An 18,553-nucleotide genomic window follows, 5' to 3' on the forward strand; every position below is an offset into this window, starting at 1 on the left:
GGTCAGTTCTGGGTCTTGCGGGCCTCTTCGGCCGCGTGTTCGGCACGCATCCGGTCAAGCGTGGCCGAGCGCAGCGCGTCGGCCGGCATCCACATCTTTTCCAGCTGGTAGAATTCCCGGACTTCGGGACGGAAGACATGGACGATCACGTCGTCGGTGTCGATCAGCACCCAATCGCCGGTTTCCTTGCCCTCGATCCGGGCCGAGCGGCCGGTCTGCTCTTTCAGGCGCTCGACCAGCTTTTCGGCGATCGAGGCCACCTGCCGCGCGTTGCGGCCCGAGGCGATCACCATGTGATCGGCCATGGCCGAGCGGCCGCGCAGGTCGATGGTCACGACATCTTCGGCCTTGTCGTCGTCAAGAGAGGCAAGAATGCGGCCCAGTAGCTGATCGCTCGTCAGCCCGGACTCCGCGGTGGTCGCAGCCGGCGCAGAAGCCGGCGAGACGGTATTGGACAGGGGTTCATCCTCCGGTCATCACGCCGATCTCCCCCGGCGCCGGGGCCCTAGTAATGTAGCACGGAATCGCGCCTGCTCAATGTGGCGGCGGCGGATTTCTGGCTGGCTCGGCCGAGGAACAGGCGGAAAGCGGCAGATTCCCCCAGGGATCGACGCATCGCACCTGCCCGGCACCCCAGGCCAGCTGCCGGGTTTCGGCCCCCGCCACCCCCTGCGCCGGGCCCGGCCGGTCCTGTTCCAGGCCCACCGCCAGCGCAAAGGCGGCCACGCAGAGCAGGGGAATCGTCCGCAGGATGATGCGAATCAGCATGATCGGTCCCTTTCTTGTTCCTTGCATAGAAAATAGGGACCATTTCCCAACTTGGAATTAACAGGACCGTGTGGCGATATTGAATATGACGTGAAATCGACCTATTACTGCTGTCATGCGAGGATTCGTCTATTTCGACATTCACGACCGCGCCCGCCTGCCGGGCCGGTTCTACGGCGAAAGCCTGTCCGTCACCGCCCGACTTTGACGACGGCGGGCGCCTTTGCGCGCCCTGCCGCAGGTTGCGGCCCCTCCGCCCTTTCCCAGCTAGTCTTCCAGAAAAGAGACAGCCATGACCGGCAACACGAACGCGGGCGCGCCCCGCACCCTCTACGACAAGATCTTCGACGCCCATGTGGTCGAGCGTTCCGACGACGGCACCTGCATCCTCTATATCGACCGCCACCTGGTGCATGAGGTGACCTCGCCCCAGGCCTTCGAGGGCCTGCGCATGGCCGGGCGCAAGGTGCGCCGCCCCGACCAGACCATCGCCGTGCCGGACCACAACGTGCCCACCACCGCCGACCGCGTGGACGGCATCGAGAACCCCGAGGGCCGCATCCAGGTCGCGGAACTGGACAAGAACGCCCGCGAATTCGGGCTGAACTATTACCCGATGAACGACATCCGCCAGGGCATCGTCCATATCGTCGGGCCGGAACAGGGCTGGACCCTGCCCGGCATGACGGTGGTCTGCGGCGACAGCCATACCGCGACGCATGGCGCCTTCGGCGCGCTGGCGCATGGCATCGGCACCTCGGAAGTGGAACACGTCCTGGCCACCCAGACGCTGATCCAGAAGAAATCCAAGAACATGAAGGTGGAAATCACCGGCAAGCTGCGTCCCGGCGTCACCGCCAAGGACATCACGCTGGCGGTGATCGGCAGGACCGGCACCGCCGGCGGCACCGGCTATGTCATCGAATATTGCGGCGAGGCGATCCGCGACCTGTCGATGGAAGGCCGCATGACCGTCTGCAACATGGCCATCGAGGGCGGCGCCCGCGCCGGCCTGATCGCCCCGGACGAAAAGACCTTCGACTATTGCAAGGGCCGCCCCCATGCCCCGAAAGGCGCCGCCTGGGAGGCCGCGGTCAGCTGGTGGAAGACCCTCTTCAGCGACGAGGGCGCGCATTGGGACAAGGTCGTCACCATCCGCGGCGAGGACATCGCCCCGGTGGTGACCTGGGGCACCTCGCCCGAGGACGTGCTGCCGATCACCGGCACGGTCCCCGCCCCCGAGGATTTCGAGGGCGGCAAGGTCGAGGCCGCGCGCCGCAGCCTCGACTACATGGGCCTGAAGCCGGGCACCCCGCTGAACCAGATCAAGATCGACGCGGTCTTCATCGGTTCCTGCACCAATGGCCGGATCGAGGATCTGCGCGCCGCCGCCGGCATCCTCAAGGGCCACAGGCTGGCGCCGGGCGTGCGTGGCATGGTCGTGCCGGGCTCGGGCCTGGTGCGCATGCAGGCCGAGGAAGAGGGTCTGGACAAGATCTTCATCGACGCCGGCTTCGAATGGCGTCTGGCCGGCTGCTCGATGTGCCTGGGCATGAACCCCGACCAGCTGGCGCCGGGCGAACGCTGCGCCGCGACCTCGAACCGCAATTTCGAGGGACGCATGGGCCGCGGCGGCCGCACGCATCTGATGTCGCCGGTCATGGCGGCGGCGGCGGGCATCAAGGGCCACCTGACCGACGTGCGCGAGCTTCTGGTGGAAACCGTCTGATGCTTCGGGCGGGGCCCCTAGCGGCCCCGCCGCAGAAGCAGCAGGGCGTTGATCGCGATCAGCACCAGCCCGGCATTCTCGAACCAGAAGTTGAACTTGAGGTTCGCGAAATCCATGCTGATGAGCATATCGACATGATGGAAACCCACCGCGCGCACCAGCACGAAACCGCACAGCACGGCCAGCCCCAGCAGGGCAAGGCCGTTGCGGCGCATGTGCCCGCGCAGGGCCTTCGTCGCCCAGATCAGCGCAAGCACCACGCCCAGCACCAGCCCGGCGATGAAGGCCAGCTGCACCAGGTAGCGGTTGTCGTACCAGCCCTGCGCCCGGGCCATGCAGCGTCCGGTGGCGGTCAGCGCCGTCTGCAGGTCAAGCTGCTTGTTCAGCGCCAGGAACGCCATCAGCCCGGCGATCGCCAGCCACAGCCCGCGCGCCGCGCCGGCCGGCCGGCGGCGCAGCACCTTCACCGCCAGGAACAGGCAGACAACATACGAGAGCACCGTCAGCCAGCCGGTGATCTCGGGATCGCCGATCTGCGGCGTCCAGTCGCGCGCGATGCAGGCGCGCAGGGCGGCGAAACTCGAAAACCCGAAAAACATCAGCAAGACCCGTATAGCCATGGCGCCAGGCGCCGCTCGGGTCTCGGTTAACGGGCGCGCGCGCCCCCAGTCAATTCTGCGAGGATCAAGACATGGACAAGTTCACCACCCTGACCGGCATCGCGGCGCCCATGCCGCTGGTCAATATCGACACCGACATGATCATCCCCAAACAGTTCCTGAAGACGATCCACCGCTCGGGTCTGGGCAAGAACCTGTTCGACGAGATGCGCTACGACGCCGAAGGCAACGAGATCCCGGATTTCGTGCTGAACCAGCCGGCTTACCGCGAGGCGCAGATCATCGTCGCCGGCGACAATTTCGGCTGCGGCTCGTCGCGCGAACATGCGCCCTGGGCGCTGCTGGATTTCGGCATCCGCTGCGTGATCTCCACCAGCTTCGCCGACATCTTCTACAACAACTGCTTCAAGAACGGCATCCTGCCCATCGTCATGCCGCCCGAGGTGGTGGAGGTGCTGATGGAGGACGCGAAGAAGGGCGCCAACGCCCGCATGACCGTGGACCTGGAAAACCTGACCGTGACCACCTCGGACGGGCAGAGCTTTCCCTTCGAGCTGGACCCGTTCCGCCGCCATTGCCTGCTGAACGGGCTGGACGATATCGGCCTGACCATGGAAAAGGCCAGCGCCATCGACACGTTCGAGGCGCAGATGGCCCAGAGCCGGCCTTGGGTGTAAGGGCGCTTGCCGGGGCGGTCCTGCTGGCCGTCCTTGGCCTTGCCGCCCATGCCGAGCCCTTGCGGATCGCCACCTACAGCCCCGACCTGTCGCGCGACGGGCCGGGGCTTTTGTTGCGCGACCTCGGTCGCGAGGATGCGCAGGTCGCCGCGGTCGTCGCCGTGCTGGCCGAGACCCGGCCCGACATCCTGCTGCTGACCGATTTCGACTGGGATCTGGACGGCCGGGCGCTGGACGCCTTTGCCGCAAGGCTGGCCCGGGCCGGGCTGGACTATCCGCACCGTTTCGCGGCGCGACCGAATTCCGGCATGACGACCGGGCTGGACCTGAACGCCGACGGGCGGCTGGGCACGGCGGACGACGCGGAGGGCTATGGCAGATTCTCGGGCCAGGGCGGCATGGCGATCCTGTCGCGCCATCCCATCGGGCCGGTCACGGATTACACCGGCGCCCTGTGGCGCGACCTGCCCGGCCACCTGATGCCGCCGCTGCCCGAGAAGGTGGCGGCGATCCGCCGGCTGTCCTCGACCGCGCATTGGGACGCGGTCGTGACGGTGAGGGGCAACCCGCTCCACCTGCTCGCCATGTCCGCGACGCCGCCGGTCTTCGATGGGCCCGAGGACCTGAACGGCCGGCGCAACCATGACGAGCTGGCCTTCTGGCTGCACCACCTGCCGGGCGGCCCTTTCGTGCTGGCCGGCAACCTCAATCTCGACCCCATGGACAGCGAGGGCCGGCCCGAGGCGCTGGCCCGGATCATGGCGCATGTCACCGACCCCCGGCCCCGTAGCGCCGGCGGGGCGGCAGCAAAGGGCGGCGTGAACGACCGCCACAAGGGCGATCCGGCGCTGGATACCGGCGACTGGCCCGACGACAAGCCGCCCGGCAACCTGCGCGTCGATTACGTCCTGCCGGCCAAGGGCCTCACGGTGCTGGACGCGGGCGTGTTCTGGCCGGCCGAGGGCCCGCTGGCCGAGGCCGCCCTGGCCGCTTCCGCGCACCGGCTGGTCTGGGTCGATCTGGACTGGCCGCCGGCCCCGTGATCCGGACAAGCCCGCCTGCCTCGATCCCCGCGCGATCCCTCGGGCATCTTCTTCGTTCTCCAAATACCCATGCGACAGCGCCGCCCGCCGGCCCGCCGCCCGGTCCTCGATTCCGCTTGCCGCCGCGGCGGCGGCGCAGGTAACATATGCGTGTATCGGTGCCCCTTTCCGGGGCCAAAAGGGAATGCGGTGCGGCCCGGGGCATCCGGGGCCAAATCCGCAGCCGCCCCCGCGACTGTAAGCGGAGAGCGGACGCCCATCATGCCACTGGCCAACCGGCCGGGAAGGCGGGCGTCTGCCGTGACCCGCAAGCCAGGAGACCTGCCGATGCGCAAAACCGCAACGTCGTCGGGTTGGACGACATAAGGAAAGGGTCGCAGATGACCGCAAAACCCATGACCGCCGCGGGGGCCAGCCGCGCCTCGGTGCTGTTTCCCGCCATCGCCGCCTTCGCCATCGGCTTCGGGCTGATCTTCATGTCCGGGCTGGTGCAGGCCGAAACCCTGCATGACGCCGCACATGACGTGCGTCACGCCACCGGCTTCCCCTGCCACTGACATGTTCTCGCGCATTCTGACCAGCGGATTGATCGCTGGCGCTGCAACGGGGCTGATTGCCGCCCTGTTGCAGCTTTGGTTCGTGCAGCCGGTGCTGCTGCATGCCGAGCTTTACGAATCCGGGCAGCTGGCGCATTTCGGCGCCGAATCCGTCAGCGCGCATCAGGATCTCGGCCCCTTCGAATGGACCCGCAACATGCTTTCGGTGCTGTTCACCATGCTGGTCTATGCCGGCTACGGGCTGATGCTGGTGGCGCTGATGGCGGTTGCCGAATCGCAGGGCAATGCGGTCACGGCGCGGCGGGGGCTGCTTTGGGGTCTTGCCGGCTACCTGACCATGCAGCTCGCCCCCGCCTTCGGCCTTGCCCCCGAGGTGCCGGGCGTCGCCGCCGCCGATGTGCAGATCCGCGCCATCTGGTGGCTGGGCACGGCACTGGCCACCGGGCTTGCTCTGTGGCTGATCGCCTTCGGCAGGGGCTGGCCGGCCTGGGGCGTGGCAATCGTGCTGATCCTGGCGCCGCATCTGATCGGCGCGCCGCAGCCCGACAGCTATGCCGGCCCGGTCCCGCCCGAGCTTTCGGCCGAATTCGCCGGCCGCGCGCTGGGGGCCGGCGCCCTGGCCTGGGCGGTGCTCGGCCTGCTGGCCGGCTGGTTCTGGCAGCGCGAGGGGCAGCGCGCGCCCCTTCCGCAAGCCGCCTGATCCGGGCCGCAGCCCTTCCGGCCGGGCGCGCAGCCGTGCCCGGCCCTTTCCATGAACCGGGGGGACAGACATGGATCGCTCGATCCCGATGCTGCTGATCGGCCTGATCTTCGGCGGCGGCATGGGCTTCGTCATCGCCGCCGCCAACGGCATCACGCTGGACGGTCACGACCACGGCGCGCATGGCCATGGCGCGCAGGCCGCGGCGCATGACCACGGCGCGCCCATCGACCTGCCTGCTGGCAGCGCCACCGCCTCGGCCCGGCTGGAGCCCGACAGCGTCGCGGGCTGGAACCTGTTCCTGCAAAGTCCCGGCTTCTGCTTCGCCCCCGAACATGCCGGGCTGGCCGACCGGCCCGGCGAGGGGCACGCGCATCTTTACCTGAACGGCCGCAAGATCGCCCGGCTCTACGGCCCGGCCCATCACCTCGACGCGCTCGCGCCCGGCGACCGGCTGCGGGTCGAGCTGAACGCGAACGACCACCGGCCGCTGACGGTTGCCGGCCAGCCGCTCGCCGTCGAGCTGACGGTGCCCGACCGGCCGATCGCCATCCGCGCCGGGGCCGCGGGCCTGCCCGACAGCGCCATCTGCGCGGCGTCCTGATGGAGTTCGGCCCCGAGGACAGCGCCGCACTGGAGCGCATCCTGCGCTGGCGCCGCGACGTGCGGCATTTCCGCGACGACCCCATCCCCGAGCCGCTGCTGGACGAGTTGCGCGCGGCGATGGAACTGGCGCCCTCGGTCGGCAATGCCCGGCCCTGGCGGGTGATCCGGGTCGAAAGCCCGGCGCTGCGCGCCGAGATCCGCGCCGATTTCCTGCGCTGCAATGCCGAGGCCGCCAACCGCTATCAGGGCCGGCAGCGGCAGGAATACGATGCGCTGAAGCTGGCCGGCCTGGACCGCGCGCCCGTCTGGCTGGCCGTCTTCACCCGGATCGACCCGGCCGAGGGCCATGGCCTCGGCCGCGCCACCATGCCGCAAACCCTGCGGCAATCGACGGCCATGGCGATCCATGCGCTGTGGCTGGCGGCGCGGGTGCGCAACCTGGGCCTCGGCATGGTCTCGATCCTCGATCCGGCGCGGATCACGGCACTGCTGCAAGCCCCCGACCACTGGGAGTTCTCGGCACTCCTCTGCCTCGGCTGGCCCGAATTCACCGACGACACGCCGCTGCTGCACCGCGCGGGCTGGCAGGAAAACACCGCGCGGGACTGGCAGCGGCGCTGAGCCCTACATCTTCTCGCCGGGCAGGCGGCTGGCCTGCCGCACCCAGTCGGCAAACTGGTCCTCGTCGAAAGGCCCCTCGGGGATGTGCAGGTAGCGCACCTCCGGATGTTTCGAGGCGACCGGCGGCATCGGCTCAAGCTGCGTGCCGCGAAAGAAGCCGATCTTGATGTATTTCGTCATGCAATGGAAACTGAGGAACCAGTGCCCCTCCTCGACCCCGTAAAGGGGCGAGTTCCATTTCACCGCCTTCTTCACCCCCGGCACGGTGCGGGTGATGATCTCGTCCAGCTTCTGGCCGATCTCCTGCTTCCAGCCCGGCATGGCGGCGATATAGGCGCGGAGCGGCGCCTCGCCATAGCCCTTGGGGATTTGCGGGTTGCCGCCCGAAAGCAGCTTCGGCTTGTCCTGCGATTTCTCCATGCTCCTAGAACTCCACGCCCGGCTGGGCCTTGATCCCGTCGCGGAACGGGTGCTTGACCTGCTCCATCTCGGTCACAAGATCGGCCAGCGCGATAAGTTCCGGCCTGGCATTGCGCCCGGTCAGCACGACATGGGTCATCGGCGGCTTTTCGTCGCGCAGGAAGGCCAGCACCTCGTCCAGATCCAGATAGTCATAGCGCAGGGCGATGTTGATCTCGTCCAGCAGCACCATGCGGATCGAGGGTTCGCGGATCAGCTGCTTGGCCTTTTCCCAGCCGGCGCGGGCGGCGGCGATGTCGCGCTCGCGATCCTGCGTTTCCCAGGTGAAGCCCTCGCCCATGGCGTGGAACTGGCACAGATCGGCGAAATGCGCGGTCAGCAGCCGCCGCTCGCCGGTGTCCCAGGCGCCCTTGATGAACTGCACCACCGCGCAGGGCATGCCATGGGCGATGCAGCGCAGGATCATCCCGAAGCCCGAGGAGGACTTGCCCTTGCCCTTGCCGGTATGGACGATGACCAGCCCCTTCTCGCCCTGCTTCCCGGCCATCATCCTGTCGCGGGCGGCCTTGATCTTCGCCATCTTCTCGGTATGGCGGGCGTTGTCGTCGGTCTGCATCGGGCACTCCTTCGCTTGACAAGTCGGGACCGGGCGCGCACAGACAGGGGGCGCTGGTTCCTGTCCTATGACAGGCGAAGAGGGAATGCGACAGGCAACCGCCTGGAAGCAGCCGCCCCCGCGACCGTGACCGGAGAGGTCGCCCCGAAGCCACTGGCGAAAGCCGGGAAGGTGGGGCGGCCGTGGGCCAAGGCCCGAATCCGCAAGCCGGGAGACCTGCCAGCGCAGAAGGATTGACCGGCGGACGGGGTGTTCCCGCTGGGGCTTGGGGCATTCGCGCCCCTGCGCCCTGCCGCCACAACGGATGAAGGGCGCATGACAGTCACGCTGCATGTCTGCATCACCTGCCGCGCCGGCCAGCCGGTGCTTGAGGGCGAGCCGGTGCCCGGCGCGCGGCTGCATGACGCGCTGACCGCCGAAGGGGCCCCCGACGGCGTGCGCATCGTCCCGGTCGAATGCCTGTCGGCCTGCGCCAGCGGCGCGGCCATCGCGCTGTCGGCGCCCGGCCGCTGGACCTATGTCTATGGCCGCATGTCGGCCGAGGACGCGCCCGAGATCCTGGCCGGCGCCGCCGCCTATGCCGGCGCCCCCGACGGCATCGTGCCCTGGCGCGAGCGCGTCACGATTTTCCGCAAGCGCAGCCTCGCGCGCATTCCTCCGATTGGGTAGCCCATGACCGACCTGACCAAGACCCCCGTGACCGTCATCACCGGCTTTCTCGGCGCCGGCAAGACCACGCTGATCCGCCACCTGATGCTGAACCCGCAGGGCAAGCGGCTGGCGGTGCTGGTCAATGAATTCGGCACCATGGGCGTCGACGGCGAGATCCTGAAATCCTGCGCGGACGAGAACTGCCCGGCCGAGAACATCATGGAACTGTCGAACGGCTGCATCTGCTGCACCGTGGCCGACGATTTCATCCCGACGCTGGAGCGGCTGATGGCGATGCCCGTCAAGCCCGACCACATCCTGATCGAGACCTCGGGCCTTGCCCTGCCCAAGCCCTTGCTGAAAGCCTTCGACTGGCCGGCGATCCGCTCGCGCATCACCGTGGACGGGGTGATCGCGCTGGCCGATGCCGAGGCCGTGGCCGCCGGCCGCTTCGCCCCGGACGAGGCCGCCGTCGAGGCGCAGCGCGCCGCCGACGACAGCCTCGACCACGAAACGCCCCTGTCCGAGGTGTTCGAGGACCAGATCGCCTGCGCCGACATCGTCCTGCTCTCCAAGGCCGACCTGGCCGGCGAGGACGGGCTGGCCGCCGCCCGCGCGGTGATCGAGGCCGAGGCGCCGCGCAAGCTGCCGATCCTGCCGCTGACCGATGGGGTGATCGACCCGCGGGTGATCCTTGGGCTGGGTGCGGCGGCCGAGGACGACCTTGCCGCCCGCCCCAGCCATCACGACGGCGCCGAGGACCATGAACATGACGATTTCGACTCGATGGTGATCGAGCTGGCCGAGATCGCCGACCCCGCCGAGCTTGCCGCCCGCATCGAGCGGCTGGCCCGCGACCAGAACATCCTGCGCGTCAAGGGCCATGTCGCCGTCGCCGGCAAGCCCATGCGCCTGCTGGTCCAGGCGGTGGGCGAGCGGGTGCGCCACCAATACGACCGGCCCTGGGGCGACGGCCCCCGCGCCTCGCGCCTTGTCGTCATCGCCGAGCATGACGATATCGACGAGGCCGCGATCCGGGCGATCCTGGCGGCCTGACGATGCACGTCGTCTTCCGCGAAAGCCGTGGGCTTGAGGAAACCGAGGTCCCGACCGACCCCGGCCAAAGCCCCGCAGAGCTGGTGGTGCTGTCCTATTCCGACAGCGACCTCGGCGCTTTCGCGGCGGGCTGGCACCGGGCAGCCGGCGGCCTGCCCACGCTGCGGCTCTGCAACCTCTCGGCGCTGCGGCACCCGGTCTCGGTCGATCAATATGTCGAGGCGACGCTGTCCGGCGCCCGCGCCGTGCTGGTACGGCTGATCGGCGGCGAGCCCTATTGGCCCTATGGCGTGGCCAGCCTGCAGGATCTGGCGCGCAGGCACGGCATCGCGCTGGCCTTCCTGCCGGCGGACGGCCGGCCCGATCCGACGCTGGACCGGTTTTCCACCCTGCCGGCACCGCTGCTGCGCCGGCTTTCGGCGCTGTGCGACCAGGGCGGCGCGGTCGCGGCGCAGATGGCGCTGGCGGAGCTGGCGCAGGCGGCAGGACTGCCCGCCGCCCCGGTCCGTGGCGAGGCCGCGATCCCGGATTTCGGCTTCTACGACCCCGACCGCGGCGTGATCGACCGCCCCGGGCCCGGCCTGCTGGTCAGCTTCTATCGCAGCTACCTGACAGCAGCCGACATGGCGCCGGTGGATGCGATGATCCGCGCCCTGCGCGGGGCCGGCCTTGCCGCGACCGGGGTCTTCGCGCCCTCGCTCAAGGCGCCGGGCTTCGCCGGCTGGCTGGCGCCGCATCTGCCCGGGCTTGCGGCGGTGGTGAACCTGACCGCCTTTTCCGCCCGCGACGATGCGGGCGCGACGCCCTTCGACGGCGCGGATTGCCCGGTCTTTCAGGTGGCGCTGTCCACCGCCCCCCGCGCGCTCTGGGCGGCCGAGGAGCGCGGCCTTTCCGCCGCCGATCTGGCCATGCATGTCGTGCTGCCCGAGGTCGATGGCCGCATCTTCCTGGGCGCGATCAGCTTCAAGGAACCGCAAGAGCGCGACCCCGACCTGCAATTCGCCCGCGTGATCCACGCCCCGGACACGGGCCGCATCGAGGCTGCGGTGGCGCGCATCAAGGCCTGGCTCGGCCTGCCGGCGCCGCGGCGGGCGGTGGTGCTGTCCACCTATCCCGGCAAGGCGCATCAGCTCGCCCATGCGGTGGGACTGGACGCGCTGGCATCCTGCGGCGCGATCCTCTGGCTTGCGCATGACGCCCTCGGCCACCGGCTTACCACCGAACGCATCCACTGGCCGCTTTCGGATTACCGGCAGGCGCTGGCCCGCCTGCCGCGACGCCTGCAGGACGACCTGCAGGCGGCATGGGGCGAACCGCCGGCCGAGGGCTTCCGTTTCGCCGCCCTCCGCCACGGCGCCGACCTGATCGCCCTGCAGCCCGAGCGCGGCGAGGTGAAGACCCGCGCCGACGATTACCACGACCTGACGCGCACGCCGCGCCACGACTACGTCGCCTTCTACCTCTGGCTGCGGACGCAGGCGGACGCCCTGATCCACATGGGCGCGCATGGCACGCTGGAATGGCTGCCGGGGAAATCCGTGGCGCTGTCGGACACCTGCTGGCCCGAGGCGCTGCTGGGCGACCTGCCGGTGATCTACCCCTTCATCGTCAACGACCCCGGCGAGGCCGCGCAGGCCAAGCGCCGGCTTTCGGCCGTGACGCTGGGCCACCTGCCGCCGCCGCTGGTCGACTCCGCCATCCCCGAGAACCTGACGCATCTGGAGCGGCTGCTGGACGAATATTCCACAGCCGACGGGCTGGACCCGCGCCGCCGCGACCGGCTGATCGCGGCCATCCGCGACGAGGCCCGCGCGGCGGGGGTGGAAGCCGACCTGGGCCTGCCCCCCGATGCCGCCCCGGCCGAGGCGATCCCGCTGATCGACCGCTTCCTCTGCGATCTCAAGGACAGCCGTTTCGGCGACGGGCTGCATGTCTATGGCACCGCTGCCGGCGAAACCGAGGGGCTGGCCCGGGCGCTCTCGGGCCATCGCGTGGCGCCCGGCCCCTCCGGCTCGCCGGCGCGGGGGCGGCTGGACGTGCTGCCGACCGGGCGCAACCTTTATGCCGTCGATCCGCGCGCCGTCCCCTCGCGCAATGCCCATGCCCAAGGGGTGAAGCTGGCCGAGGAGCTGCTGCGCCGGCACCTGCAGGATCACGGCGACTGGCCCAAGGGGCTGGTCGTGGACCTGTGGGGCAGCGCCACCATGCGCACGGCGGGCGAGGAATTCGCCATGGCCCTGCATCTGGCCGGGCTCAGCCCGCGCTGGGACGCCGTCTCGGGCCGCGTCTCGGGCGTCGAGATCCTGCCCCTGGCCGAGCTCGGCCGGCCGCGGATCGACGTGACGCTGCGGGTCTCGGGCCTGTTCCGCGACATCTTCCCCGGCCTCGCGCAGCTTTTCGAGACCGGGGCCGAGGCGCTCTCCACCCGCGACGAAACCCCGGCGGACAATCCCTACCGGACCCGCGCGTCCCGCGTCTTCGGCCCGAAACCGGGGCTCTACGGCCTCGGCCTCGCCGACCTGGCCGAAAGCTTCACCGATGAGGCCCGGCAGGCGGCGGGCGAGGCGTGGCTGGCCGCCTCCTCCCATGCCATCGCCGCCGATGGCCGGATCACCCACCAGCCGCAGGCGATCCGCGACCGCTTGGCCCGGGCCGACGCCTTCGTCCACGCGCAGGACCTGCCGGAATCCGACCTGCTTCTGGCCGGCGACTATGCCGCGCACGAGGCGGGCTTCGCCGCCGCCATGGCCCGGATCGGCGCACCGGCGCCCGCACTCTACCACCTCGACGCCACCCGCCCCGGCCAGCCCCGCGCCCGCAGCCTGACCGAGGAAATCGCCCGCGTCACCCGCGCCCGCGCCGCCAATCCGGCCTGGGCCGACGGCATGATGCGGCACGGCTTCCGCGGCGCGGCCGAGATCGCGGCGACGCTCGACCACATGGCCGCCTTCGCCAATCTGGCCGGGGTGGTGCCCGGGCACCTCTTCGACCTCTATCACGACGCGACGCTGGGCCGGCCCGATGTCCTGGCCTTCATGCAGCGGGAAAACCCGGCCGCGCTGGCCGCCATGCGCGCGCTCTTCGCGCGGCTGCTCGATTCGGGCCTCTGGACCACGCGGCGCAATTCGGTTCTGGCAGGGGCGGCGCCATGAGCTTCAAGGTCAAGGGCTGGTGCCCCGGCGCATTGCGGCCGATGGCGTCCGGCGACGGGCTGGTCCTGCGCATCCGCGCCCGAAACGGACGGCTGGAACCCTGGCAGGCGCAGGCCATCGCCGACCTGTCCTGGAGCCACGGCAACGGCATGATGGACCTGACCAGCCGCGCCAACCTGCAATTGCGCGGCCTCGACGCCCGGGGACATGGCAAGGCGACCGCCGCGCTCGCCCGCCTCGGCCTGCTCGACGACAGCCCCGAGGCCGAGGCGCGGCGCAACGTGATCCTGTCGCCCTTCGCCCCCCTGGGCGGCGCAGCCTGGCAGGCGGCCGAGACCATCGCCCGGGCGATGACCGCGCCCGACGCGCCGCCGGTGCCCGGCAAGTTCGGCTTCGCCGTCGATGCCGACCCGCCGGTGCTGGCTGGGACGCCCGCGGATATCCGCCTGCGCCCGCAGGGTCCGGGCTGGCTGGTCCTGCCCGATGGCGGCGACTGGGCGCTGCCGGCCCGGAACGCCGCCCAGGCCGCCGCCCGCGCCGTCGAACTGGCGCGCTGGTTCACGCAGGGCGGCGTCCGGGACGGCCGCGGCCGGATGCGCGACCACCTGCGCCACGCCCCCGACCCGGCCCCCGGCGCGACGCCGCTCCCGCCTTCTCTGTTGTGCAAATACCCATGCGACAGCGCCACCGGAACCGCCGGCGCCGATCCGGCCGGTCCCGGCCCGGCGCCGAACGGCTGGCTGCTGGGCTTCGCCTTCGGCCAGATCACCGCCCGGCAACTGGCCGAGGCCGCCGCCCTCGGCCCGCTGCGCCTGACGCCGTGGCGGGCGCTGCTGATCGAGGGCGCCAGCCGCCCGCATATCGGCGGCGCCATCCTCGACCCCGGCGACCCGCTGCTGCGCATCCATGCCTGCACCGGCGCGCCCGGCTGCCCGCAGGCGCTGGCCAATGTCCGCGCCCTGGCCCGCAGCCTGGCGCCGCGCCTTGCCCCCGGCCAGAGCCTGCATGTCAGCGGCTGCGCCAAGGGCTGCGCCTGTCAGGGCGCCGCCTCGGTGACGCTGGTCGCCACCGGCCCCGACCGCTTCGACCTGATCCGGAACGGCCGGCCCCGCGATGCCGCCGCGCTGGCCGGGCTCGCGCCGGACCGCATCCCGCCCCTTCTCCGATAGCCGCCCCAGGAAACCCCGATGCTGCACCGATACGAAACCGACGGCGCCCGGATCTACGCGCAGTCATTCGCCACCATCCGCGCCGAGGCCGACCTCGCCCGCTTCTCCGCCGAGGAAGAGCCGGTGGTGGTGCGCATGATCCATGCCGCCGGGCTGGTGGGGCTGGAACGCGACGTGGTCTTCTCGGCCGGCATGGCCGCGGCGGCGCGTCAGGCGCTGGAAGGCGGCGCGCCGATCCTCTGCGATGCGCGCATGGTCAGCGAGGGCATCACCCGCGCCCGCCTGCCCGCCGCGAACCGGGTCATCTGCACGCTGAACGACCCGCGCGTGCCGGACCTCGCGGCGCAGATGGGCAATACCCGCAGCGCCGCGGCGCTGGAGCTGTGGCGCGACGACCTTGCCGGCAGCGTGGTCGCCATCGGCAATGCGCCGACGGCGCTGTTCCACTTGCTCAACATGCTCCGCGATCCGGCCTGCCCGCGTCCGGCGGCGATCATCGGCTGCCCGGTGGGCTTCGTCGGCGCGGCGGAATCCAAGGCGGCGCTGATGGACGACCTGCCCGCGCCGGCGCTGGTGGTGCGCGGGCGGCTGGGCGGCTCGGCCATCACCGTCGCCGCCGTCAACGCGCTGGCCAGCCGGAAGGAATGACCATGGGCAAAATCATTTGCGCGGGGCTTGGCCCCGGCGATCCCGACCTGATCTCGGTCCGCGCCGACCGGGCCATCCGCGGCGCGCGGCAGATCGCCTATTTCCGCAAGAAGGGCCGCGCCGGCCAGGCCCGCCGCATCGTGGCCGAGATGCTGGCCCCGGACGTGGCCGAACACGCGATGGAATATCCGGTCACGACCGAGATCCCCTTCGACAGCCCGGAATACAACCGGCTGCTTGCGGGTTTCTACGACGACTGGACAATGCGGCTGGCCGCCCTGGCCGCCGACAGCGACGTGGTGGTGCTGTGCGAGGGCGACCCGCTGTTCTACGGCTCGTTCATGCATCTGCACGCGCGGCTGCAAGGCATCGTCCCGGTCGAGATCATCCCCGGCATTCCCGGCATGACCGGCTGCTGGAACGCCATCGGCCAGCCGATGACCTGGGGCGACGACGCCATGACCGTGCTGATGGGCACCCTGCCCGAGGCCGAGCTGGCCCGCCACATGCGCGCCGCCGACGCGGTGGTGGTGATGAAGACCGGCCGCAACCTGCCCAAGATCGCCCGCGCGCTGGCCTCGGCCGGGCGCATGGCCGATGCCTGGCTGGTCGAGCGCGGCACCATGCCCAGCCAGCGCGTGACCCCCCTGGCGCAGGCCGAACTGGAGGCCTGCCCTTATTTCGCCACCGTGCTGGTGCATGGCAACGGCCGCCGGCCGCTGGCCGATTCTGCCGCGGATGCCGCCGAATGACGGGCTGGGTCGCGGTGGCGGGCCTCGGGCCGGGCGCGGAGGCGCTGGTCACCCCCGAGGTGCGGGCGGCGCTGGCCGAGGCGACCGATGTCGTGGGCTACATCCCCTATGTCGCCCGCGTCGCCCCGCGCGCGGGGCTGGCGCTGCACCCTTCGGACAACCGGGTCGAGCTGGACCGCGCGCGCCTCGCGCTGGATCTGGCGGCGGACGGCAAGCGGGTCGTGGTGGTCTCCTCGGGCGATCCGGGGGTTTTCGCCATGGCCTCCGCCCTCTTCGAGGCGCTGGAGGGGCGTGGGGAGGCCCCCGAGATCCGCATCCTGCCCGGCATCACCGCCATGCTGGCCGCCGCCGCGCGGATCGGCGCGCCGCTGGGCCATGATTTCTGCGCCATCAACCTGTCGGACAATCTGAAACCCTGGGCGCTGATCGAAAAGCGCCTGCGGCTGGCGGCCGAGGCGGATTTCGCCATGGCCTTCTACAACCCGCGCTCGAAATCCCGGCCCGAAGGTTTCGCCCGCGCGCTGCAGATCCTGCGCGAATGCTGCGGGCCGAACCGGCTGATCTCCTTCGCCCGCGCCGTCTCGACCCCGGACGAGGCGATCCGCACCGTCACCCTGGCCGAGGCGCGGCCCGAGATGGCCGACATGCGCAGCCTGGTCATCCTAGGCAGCAGCGCCACCCGCCGGGTCGGCCCCTGGGTCTATACGCCGCGATCCGCGCCATGAAGCCAGGCCATGACCTCGGCCGGCGTGGCGACGACGCGGCGCAGCGGCAGCGCGGGCCGGTCGATCATCACCACCGGCAGGCCAAGGGCGCGGGCGGCGGCCAGCTTGGCCTGGGCGGCCTGACCCCCGGCATTCTTGGCGACGACATGGGCGATGGCGTGGCGGCGCATCAGCGCCATGTCGCCCGCGACGGTGAAGGGCCCGCGCGAGACGATCAGCGTCGCATCGCGCAGCGGATGCGCCGCCACCTCGGCAAAGCGCAGCATCCAGACGTGATTCAGCCCGACGAAAGGTTGCAGGTTCTGCCGCCCGATGGCCAGGAACACCGCCGAACCGTCGCCGGGCAGCGCCTTGGCGGCGGCGGCGTAATCGGGAACGTGCAGCCAGCGGTCTCCGGGCTGCGCGGCCCAGGGCGGGCGCTCCAGCACGATCAGCGGCGTGCCGGTGGCCGTGCAGGCGGCAACGGCATTGCGGCTCATGCCCGCGGCAAAGGGGTGGGTGGCGTCGATGACATGGGTGATGCGCTCGGCCCGCAGATAGTCCACCAGCCCATCGGGCCCGCCGAAGCCGCCGATGCGCATGGGCAGCGGCTGCGCCACCGGCTTCCTGGTGCGGCCGGCATAGGAATAGACCGCGTCCAGCCCGGCCTCGGCCAGCGCGCGGGCCATGGCCCCCGCCTCGGTGGTGCCGCCCAGCAGAAGGATGCGCGTCATGCCTGATCCCTGGCTTTCCATCATCGGTCTGGGCGAGGATGGCCCCGCCGGCCTGCCGCCTGCAAGCCGCGATGCGCTGGATCGGGCGGAAATCGTCTTCGGCGCCCCCCGGCATCTGGGACTAGCGGGGATCGCGGGGCCGCGGGGCCGGGAATGGCCGGTGCCCTTCGACCTGGCGCCGCTGCTGGCCTTGCGCGGGAAGCGGGTGGCGGCGCTGGTCTCGGGCGATCCGTTCTGGCACGGCGCCGGCGGCAGCATCGCCGCCGTACTGCAAGCGGGCGAATGGCGGGCCTTTCCCGCGCCCGGCACGTTTTCGCTGGCCGCCGCAAGGCTGGGCTGGCGGCTGGAGGAGGTCGCCTGCCTTGGCCTGCATGCCGCGCCCTTCGCCCGGCTGCGCCCGGTGATGGCACGCGGTGCGCGGGCGATCTGCCTGCTGCGCGACGGCGCCGCGCCGGCCCAGCTTGCCGAATGGCTGGTGGCGCAGGGGCTGGGCGCGACCCGCATGGTGGTGCTGGAGGCGCTTGGCGGCCCGCGCGAGCGCATCCGGCAGGCGCGGGCCGACGGCTTCGCGCTGGACTGCGCAGCCCCGGTGGCGGTGGCGCTGGATGGGGCGGACCTGCCGCCGGGCGCGGGCCTGCCGCGCGGCTTCGGCCTGCCCGACGACAGCTTTGCCCATGACGGCCAGATCACTCGCCGCGCCATCCGGGCGATGACGCTGGCGGCGCTTGGCCCGCGCGCGGGCGAGATGCTCTGGGACATCGGCGGCGGCTCGGGCTCGGTCAGCGTCGAATGGTGCCTGAACGGCGGCCGGGCAGTGACGCTGGAGCCCCGCGCCGACCGCATCGCCAATATTGCCGCCAATATCGAGGCGTTCGGGCTGGCCGGCCGGATGCGCGCGGTTCACGGCGATGCGCCCGACTTCCTGCGCGATCTGCCGCCACCCGACGCGATCTTCATCGGCGGCGGCGCCAGCATGGAGGTGATCGACGCCCTGCCCGCCGCCCGGCTGGTCGCGAACGCGGTGACGCTGGAGACCGAGGCGCTGCTGATCGCCCTGCACGCCGCGCGCGGCGGCAGCCTGACCCGCATCGCACTGGAGGAGGCCGCGCCGCTCGGCCGGATGCGCGGCTGGACCCCGGCGCGCAGCGTCACGCAATGGAGCTGGCCATGAGGGTCGCGGGCATCGGCTTTCGCCGGGCGGCAAGCCTCGCCTCGCTGGCCGACGCGCTGGCCCGCGCCGGTTCGGCGGATGCGCTGGCGACCAGCCCGGCCAAGGCGGATGCGCCGGTGATCCGGGCGCTGGCCGCCCGGACCGGCCTGCCGCTGATCG

21 protein-coding genes and 2 riboswitches are annotated in these 18,553 nt (G+C 71.1%); of the genes, 15 read left to right on the forward strand and 6 right to left on the reverse strand.

The genetic code is table 11. The features are described from left to right. Window positions 1–2: 2 nt before the first annotated feature. Together rsfS and PARJ55_RS0111555 are read right to left on the reverse strand one after the other, a co-directional pair. The gene (rsfS, locus tag PARJ55_RS21930) at window positions 3–458 is read right to left on the reverse strand and encodes a ribosome silencing factor (protein ID WP_084637832.1); all 456 of its coding nucleotides are present in this window, start codon (window positions 456–458) and stop codon (window positions 3–5) included. Between the two features lie 76 nt (window positions 459–534). After that, window positions 535–768, reverse strand: coding sequence for a hypothetical protein (locus PARJ55_RS0111555; protein WP_028713190.1), 234 nt, complete (start codon window positions 766–768; stop codon window positions 535–537). Between the two features lie 292 nt (window positions 769–1,060). Here PARJ55_RS0111555 and leuC point away from each other — a divergent pair, with 292 nt between their 5' ends. Continuing rightward, complete coding sequence (gene leuC, locus PARJ55_RS0111565; RefSeq protein ID WP_028713191.1) at window positions 1,061–2,497, forward strand: 3-isopropylmalate dehydratase large subunit; 1,437 nt, start codon at window positions 1,061–1,063, stop codon at window positions 2,495–2,497. A 17-nt stretch (window positions 2,498–2,514) separates the two neighbouring features. Here the strand turns inward: leuC and PARJ55_RS0111570 are convergent, their stop codons facing one another. Then, window positions 2,515–3,096, reverse strand: a complete 582-nt coding sequence (locus PARJ55_RS0111570; RefSeq protein WP_028713192.1) for a hypothetical protein — start codon at window positions 3,094–3,096, stop codon at window positions 2,515–2,517. A gap of 92 nt (window positions 3,097–3,188) precedes the next feature. On the opposite strand from PARJ55_RS0111570, the gene leuD reads away from it, so the two are divergent. The 6 genes from leuD (at window position 3,189) to bluB (ending at window position 7,321) form a co-directional block, all read left to right on the forward strand. Further along, window positions 3,189–3,794, forward strand: coding sequence for a 3-isopropylmalate dehydratase small subunit (gene leuD / locus PARJ55_RS0111575; RefSeq protein ID WP_028713193.1), 606 nt, complete (start codon window positions 3,189–3,191; stop codon window positions 3,792–3,794). Further along, window positions 3,785–4,837, forward strand: a complete 1,053-nt coding sequence (locus PARJ55_RS0111580) for an endonuclease/exonuclease/phosphatase family protein (RefSeq protein WP_028713194.1) — start codon at window positions 3,785–3,787, stop codon at window positions 4,835–4,837. The genes leuD and PARJ55_RS0111580 overlap by 10 nt, the downstream gene beginning before the upstream one ends. A gap of 139 nt (window positions 4,838–4,976) precedes the next feature. After that, window positions 4,977–5,181: riboswitch (cobalamin riboswitch) on the forward strand. A gap of 36 nt (window positions 5,182–5,217) precedes the next feature. Continuing rightward, a complete protein-coding gene (locus tag PARJ55_RS0111585) occupies window positions 5,218–5,394 on the forward strand; it encodes a CbtB domain-containing protein (RefSeq protein WP_024843046.1) in 177 nt (58 codons plus the stop codon). 1 nt (window position 5,395) lies between these two features. Next, entirely contained in the window at window positions 5,396–6,094 is a 699-nt protein-coding gene (locus PARJ55_RS0111590) for a CbtA family protein (protein WP_028713195.1), read from the forward strand. A 70-nt stretch (window positions 6,095–6,164) separates the two neighbouring features. Further along, a complete protein-coding gene (locus PARJ55_RS0111595; protein ID WP_028713196.1) occupies window positions 6,165–6,698 on the forward strand; it encodes a hypothetical protein in 534 nt (177 codons plus the stop codon). After that, a complete protein-coding gene (gene bluB / locus PARJ55_RS0111600) occupies window positions 6,698–7,321 on the forward strand; it encodes a 5,6-dimethylbenzimidazole synthase (RefSeq protein WP_028713197.1) in 624 nt (207 codons plus the stop codon). The genes PARJ55_RS0111595 and bluB overlap by 1 nt, the downstream gene beginning before the upstream one ends. 3 nt (window positions 7,322–7,324) lie before the next feature. Here the strand turns inward: bluB and PARJ55_RS0111605 are convergent, their stop codons facing one another. Together PARJ55_RS0111605 and cobO are read right to left on the reverse strand one after the other, a co-directional pair. After that, entirely contained in the window at window positions 7,325–7,741 is a 417-nt protein-coding gene (locus PARJ55_RS0111605; protein ID WP_028713198.1) for a DUF1801 domain-containing protein, read from the reverse strand. 4 nt (window positions 7,742–7,745) lie between these two features. Beyond that, window positions 7,746–8,357, reverse strand: a complete 612-nt coding sequence (gene cobO / locus PARJ55_RS0111610) for a cob(I)yrinic acid a,c-diamide adenosyltransferase (protein ID WP_028713199.1) — start codon at window positions 8,355–8,357, stop codon at window positions 7,746–7,748. A gap of 37 nt (window positions 8,358–8,394) precedes the next feature. Beyond that, a riboswitch (cobalamin riboswitch) is annotated at window positions 8,395–8,596 on the forward strand. A 76-nt stretch (window positions 8,597–8,672) separates the two neighbouring features. Between cobO and PARJ55_RS0111615 the strand changes: the two genes are divergently transcribed. Genes PARJ55_RS0111615 through cobJ form a run of 7 tightly spaced genes read left to right on the forward strand, consistent with a single transcriptional unit; the run spans window position 8,673 to window position 16,510 of the window. Then, window positions 8,673–9,026, forward strand: a complete 354-nt coding sequence (locus PARJ55_RS0111615) for a DUF1636 domain-containing protein (protein ID WP_028713200.1) — start codon at window positions 8,673–8,675, stop codon at window positions 9,024–9,026. A 3-nt stretch (window positions 9,027–9,029) separates the two neighbouring features. Further along, the gene (cobW, locus tag PARJ55_RS0111620; RefSeq protein WP_028713201.1) at window positions 9,030–10,064 is read left to right on the forward strand and encodes a cobalamin biosynthesis protein CobW; all 1,035 of its coding nucleotides are present in this window, start codon (window positions 9,030–9,032) and stop codon (window positions 10,062–10,064) included. A 2-nt stretch (window positions 10,065–10,066) separates the two neighbouring features. After that, window positions 10,067–13,216: a cobaltochelatase subunit CobN gene (gene cobN / locus PARJ55_RS0111625; RefSeq protein WP_028713202.1), complete on the forward strand. Its 3,150-nt coding sequence runs from the start codon at window positions 10,067–10,069 to the stop codon at window positions 13,214–13,216. Beyond that, complete coding sequence (locus PARJ55_RS21935) at window positions 13,213–14,385, forward strand: precorrin-3B synthase (RefSeq protein ID WP_028717407.1); 1,173 nt, start codon at window positions 13,213–13,215, stop codon at window positions 14,383–14,385. The genes cobN and PARJ55_RS21935 overlap by 4 nt, the downstream gene beginning before the upstream one ends. 18 nt (window positions 14,386–14,403) lie before the next feature. Further along, entirely contained in the window at window positions 14,404–15,033 is a 630-nt protein-coding gene (locus PARJ55_RS0111635) for a precorrin-8X methylmutase (RefSeq protein WP_028713203.1), read from the forward strand. Between the two features lie 2 nt (window positions 15,034–15,035). Further along, window positions 15,036–15,785, forward strand: a complete 750-nt coding sequence (cobI, locus tag PARJ55_RS0111640) for a precorrin-2 C(20)-methyltransferase (RefSeq protein WP_028713204.1) — start codon at window positions 15,036–15,038, stop codon at window positions 15,783–15,785. Continuing rightward, a complete protein-coding gene (cobJ, locus tag PARJ55_RS0111645; protein WP_028713205.1) occupies window positions 15,782–16,510 on the forward strand; it encodes a precorrin-3B C(17)-methyltransferase in 729 nt (242 codons plus the stop codon). The genes cobI and cobJ overlap by 4 nt, the downstream gene beginning before the upstream one ends. Here cobJ and PARJ55_RS0111650 read toward each other — a convergent pair. Further along, window positions 16,486–17,223 carry a cobalt-precorrin-6A reductase gene (locus PARJ55_RS0111650; protein ID WP_028713206.1) on the reverse strand — a complete coding sequence of 246 codons (738 nt, stop codon included), beginning with the start codon at window positions 17,221–17,223 and terminating at the stop codon, window positions 16,486–16,488. The genes cobJ and PARJ55_RS0111650 overlap by 25 nt on opposite strands. Here PARJ55_RS0111650 and cbiE point away from each other — a divergent pair. Beyond that, a complete protein-coding gene (gene cbiE / locus PARJ55_RS0111655; RefSeq protein ID WP_028713207.1) occupies window positions 17,222–18,394 on the forward strand; it encodes a precorrin-6y C5,15-methyltransferase (decarboxylating) subunit CbiE in 1,173 nt (390 codons plus the stop codon). The genes PARJ55_RS0111650 and cbiE overlap by 2 nt on opposite strands. Window positions 18,395–18,553 lie beyond the last annotated feature (159 nt).

The organism is Paracoccus sp. J55 (assembly GCF_000513975.1).
Classification (GTDB): Bacteria; Pseudomonadota; Alphaproteobacteria; order Rhodobacterales; family Rhodobacteraceae; genus Paracoccus.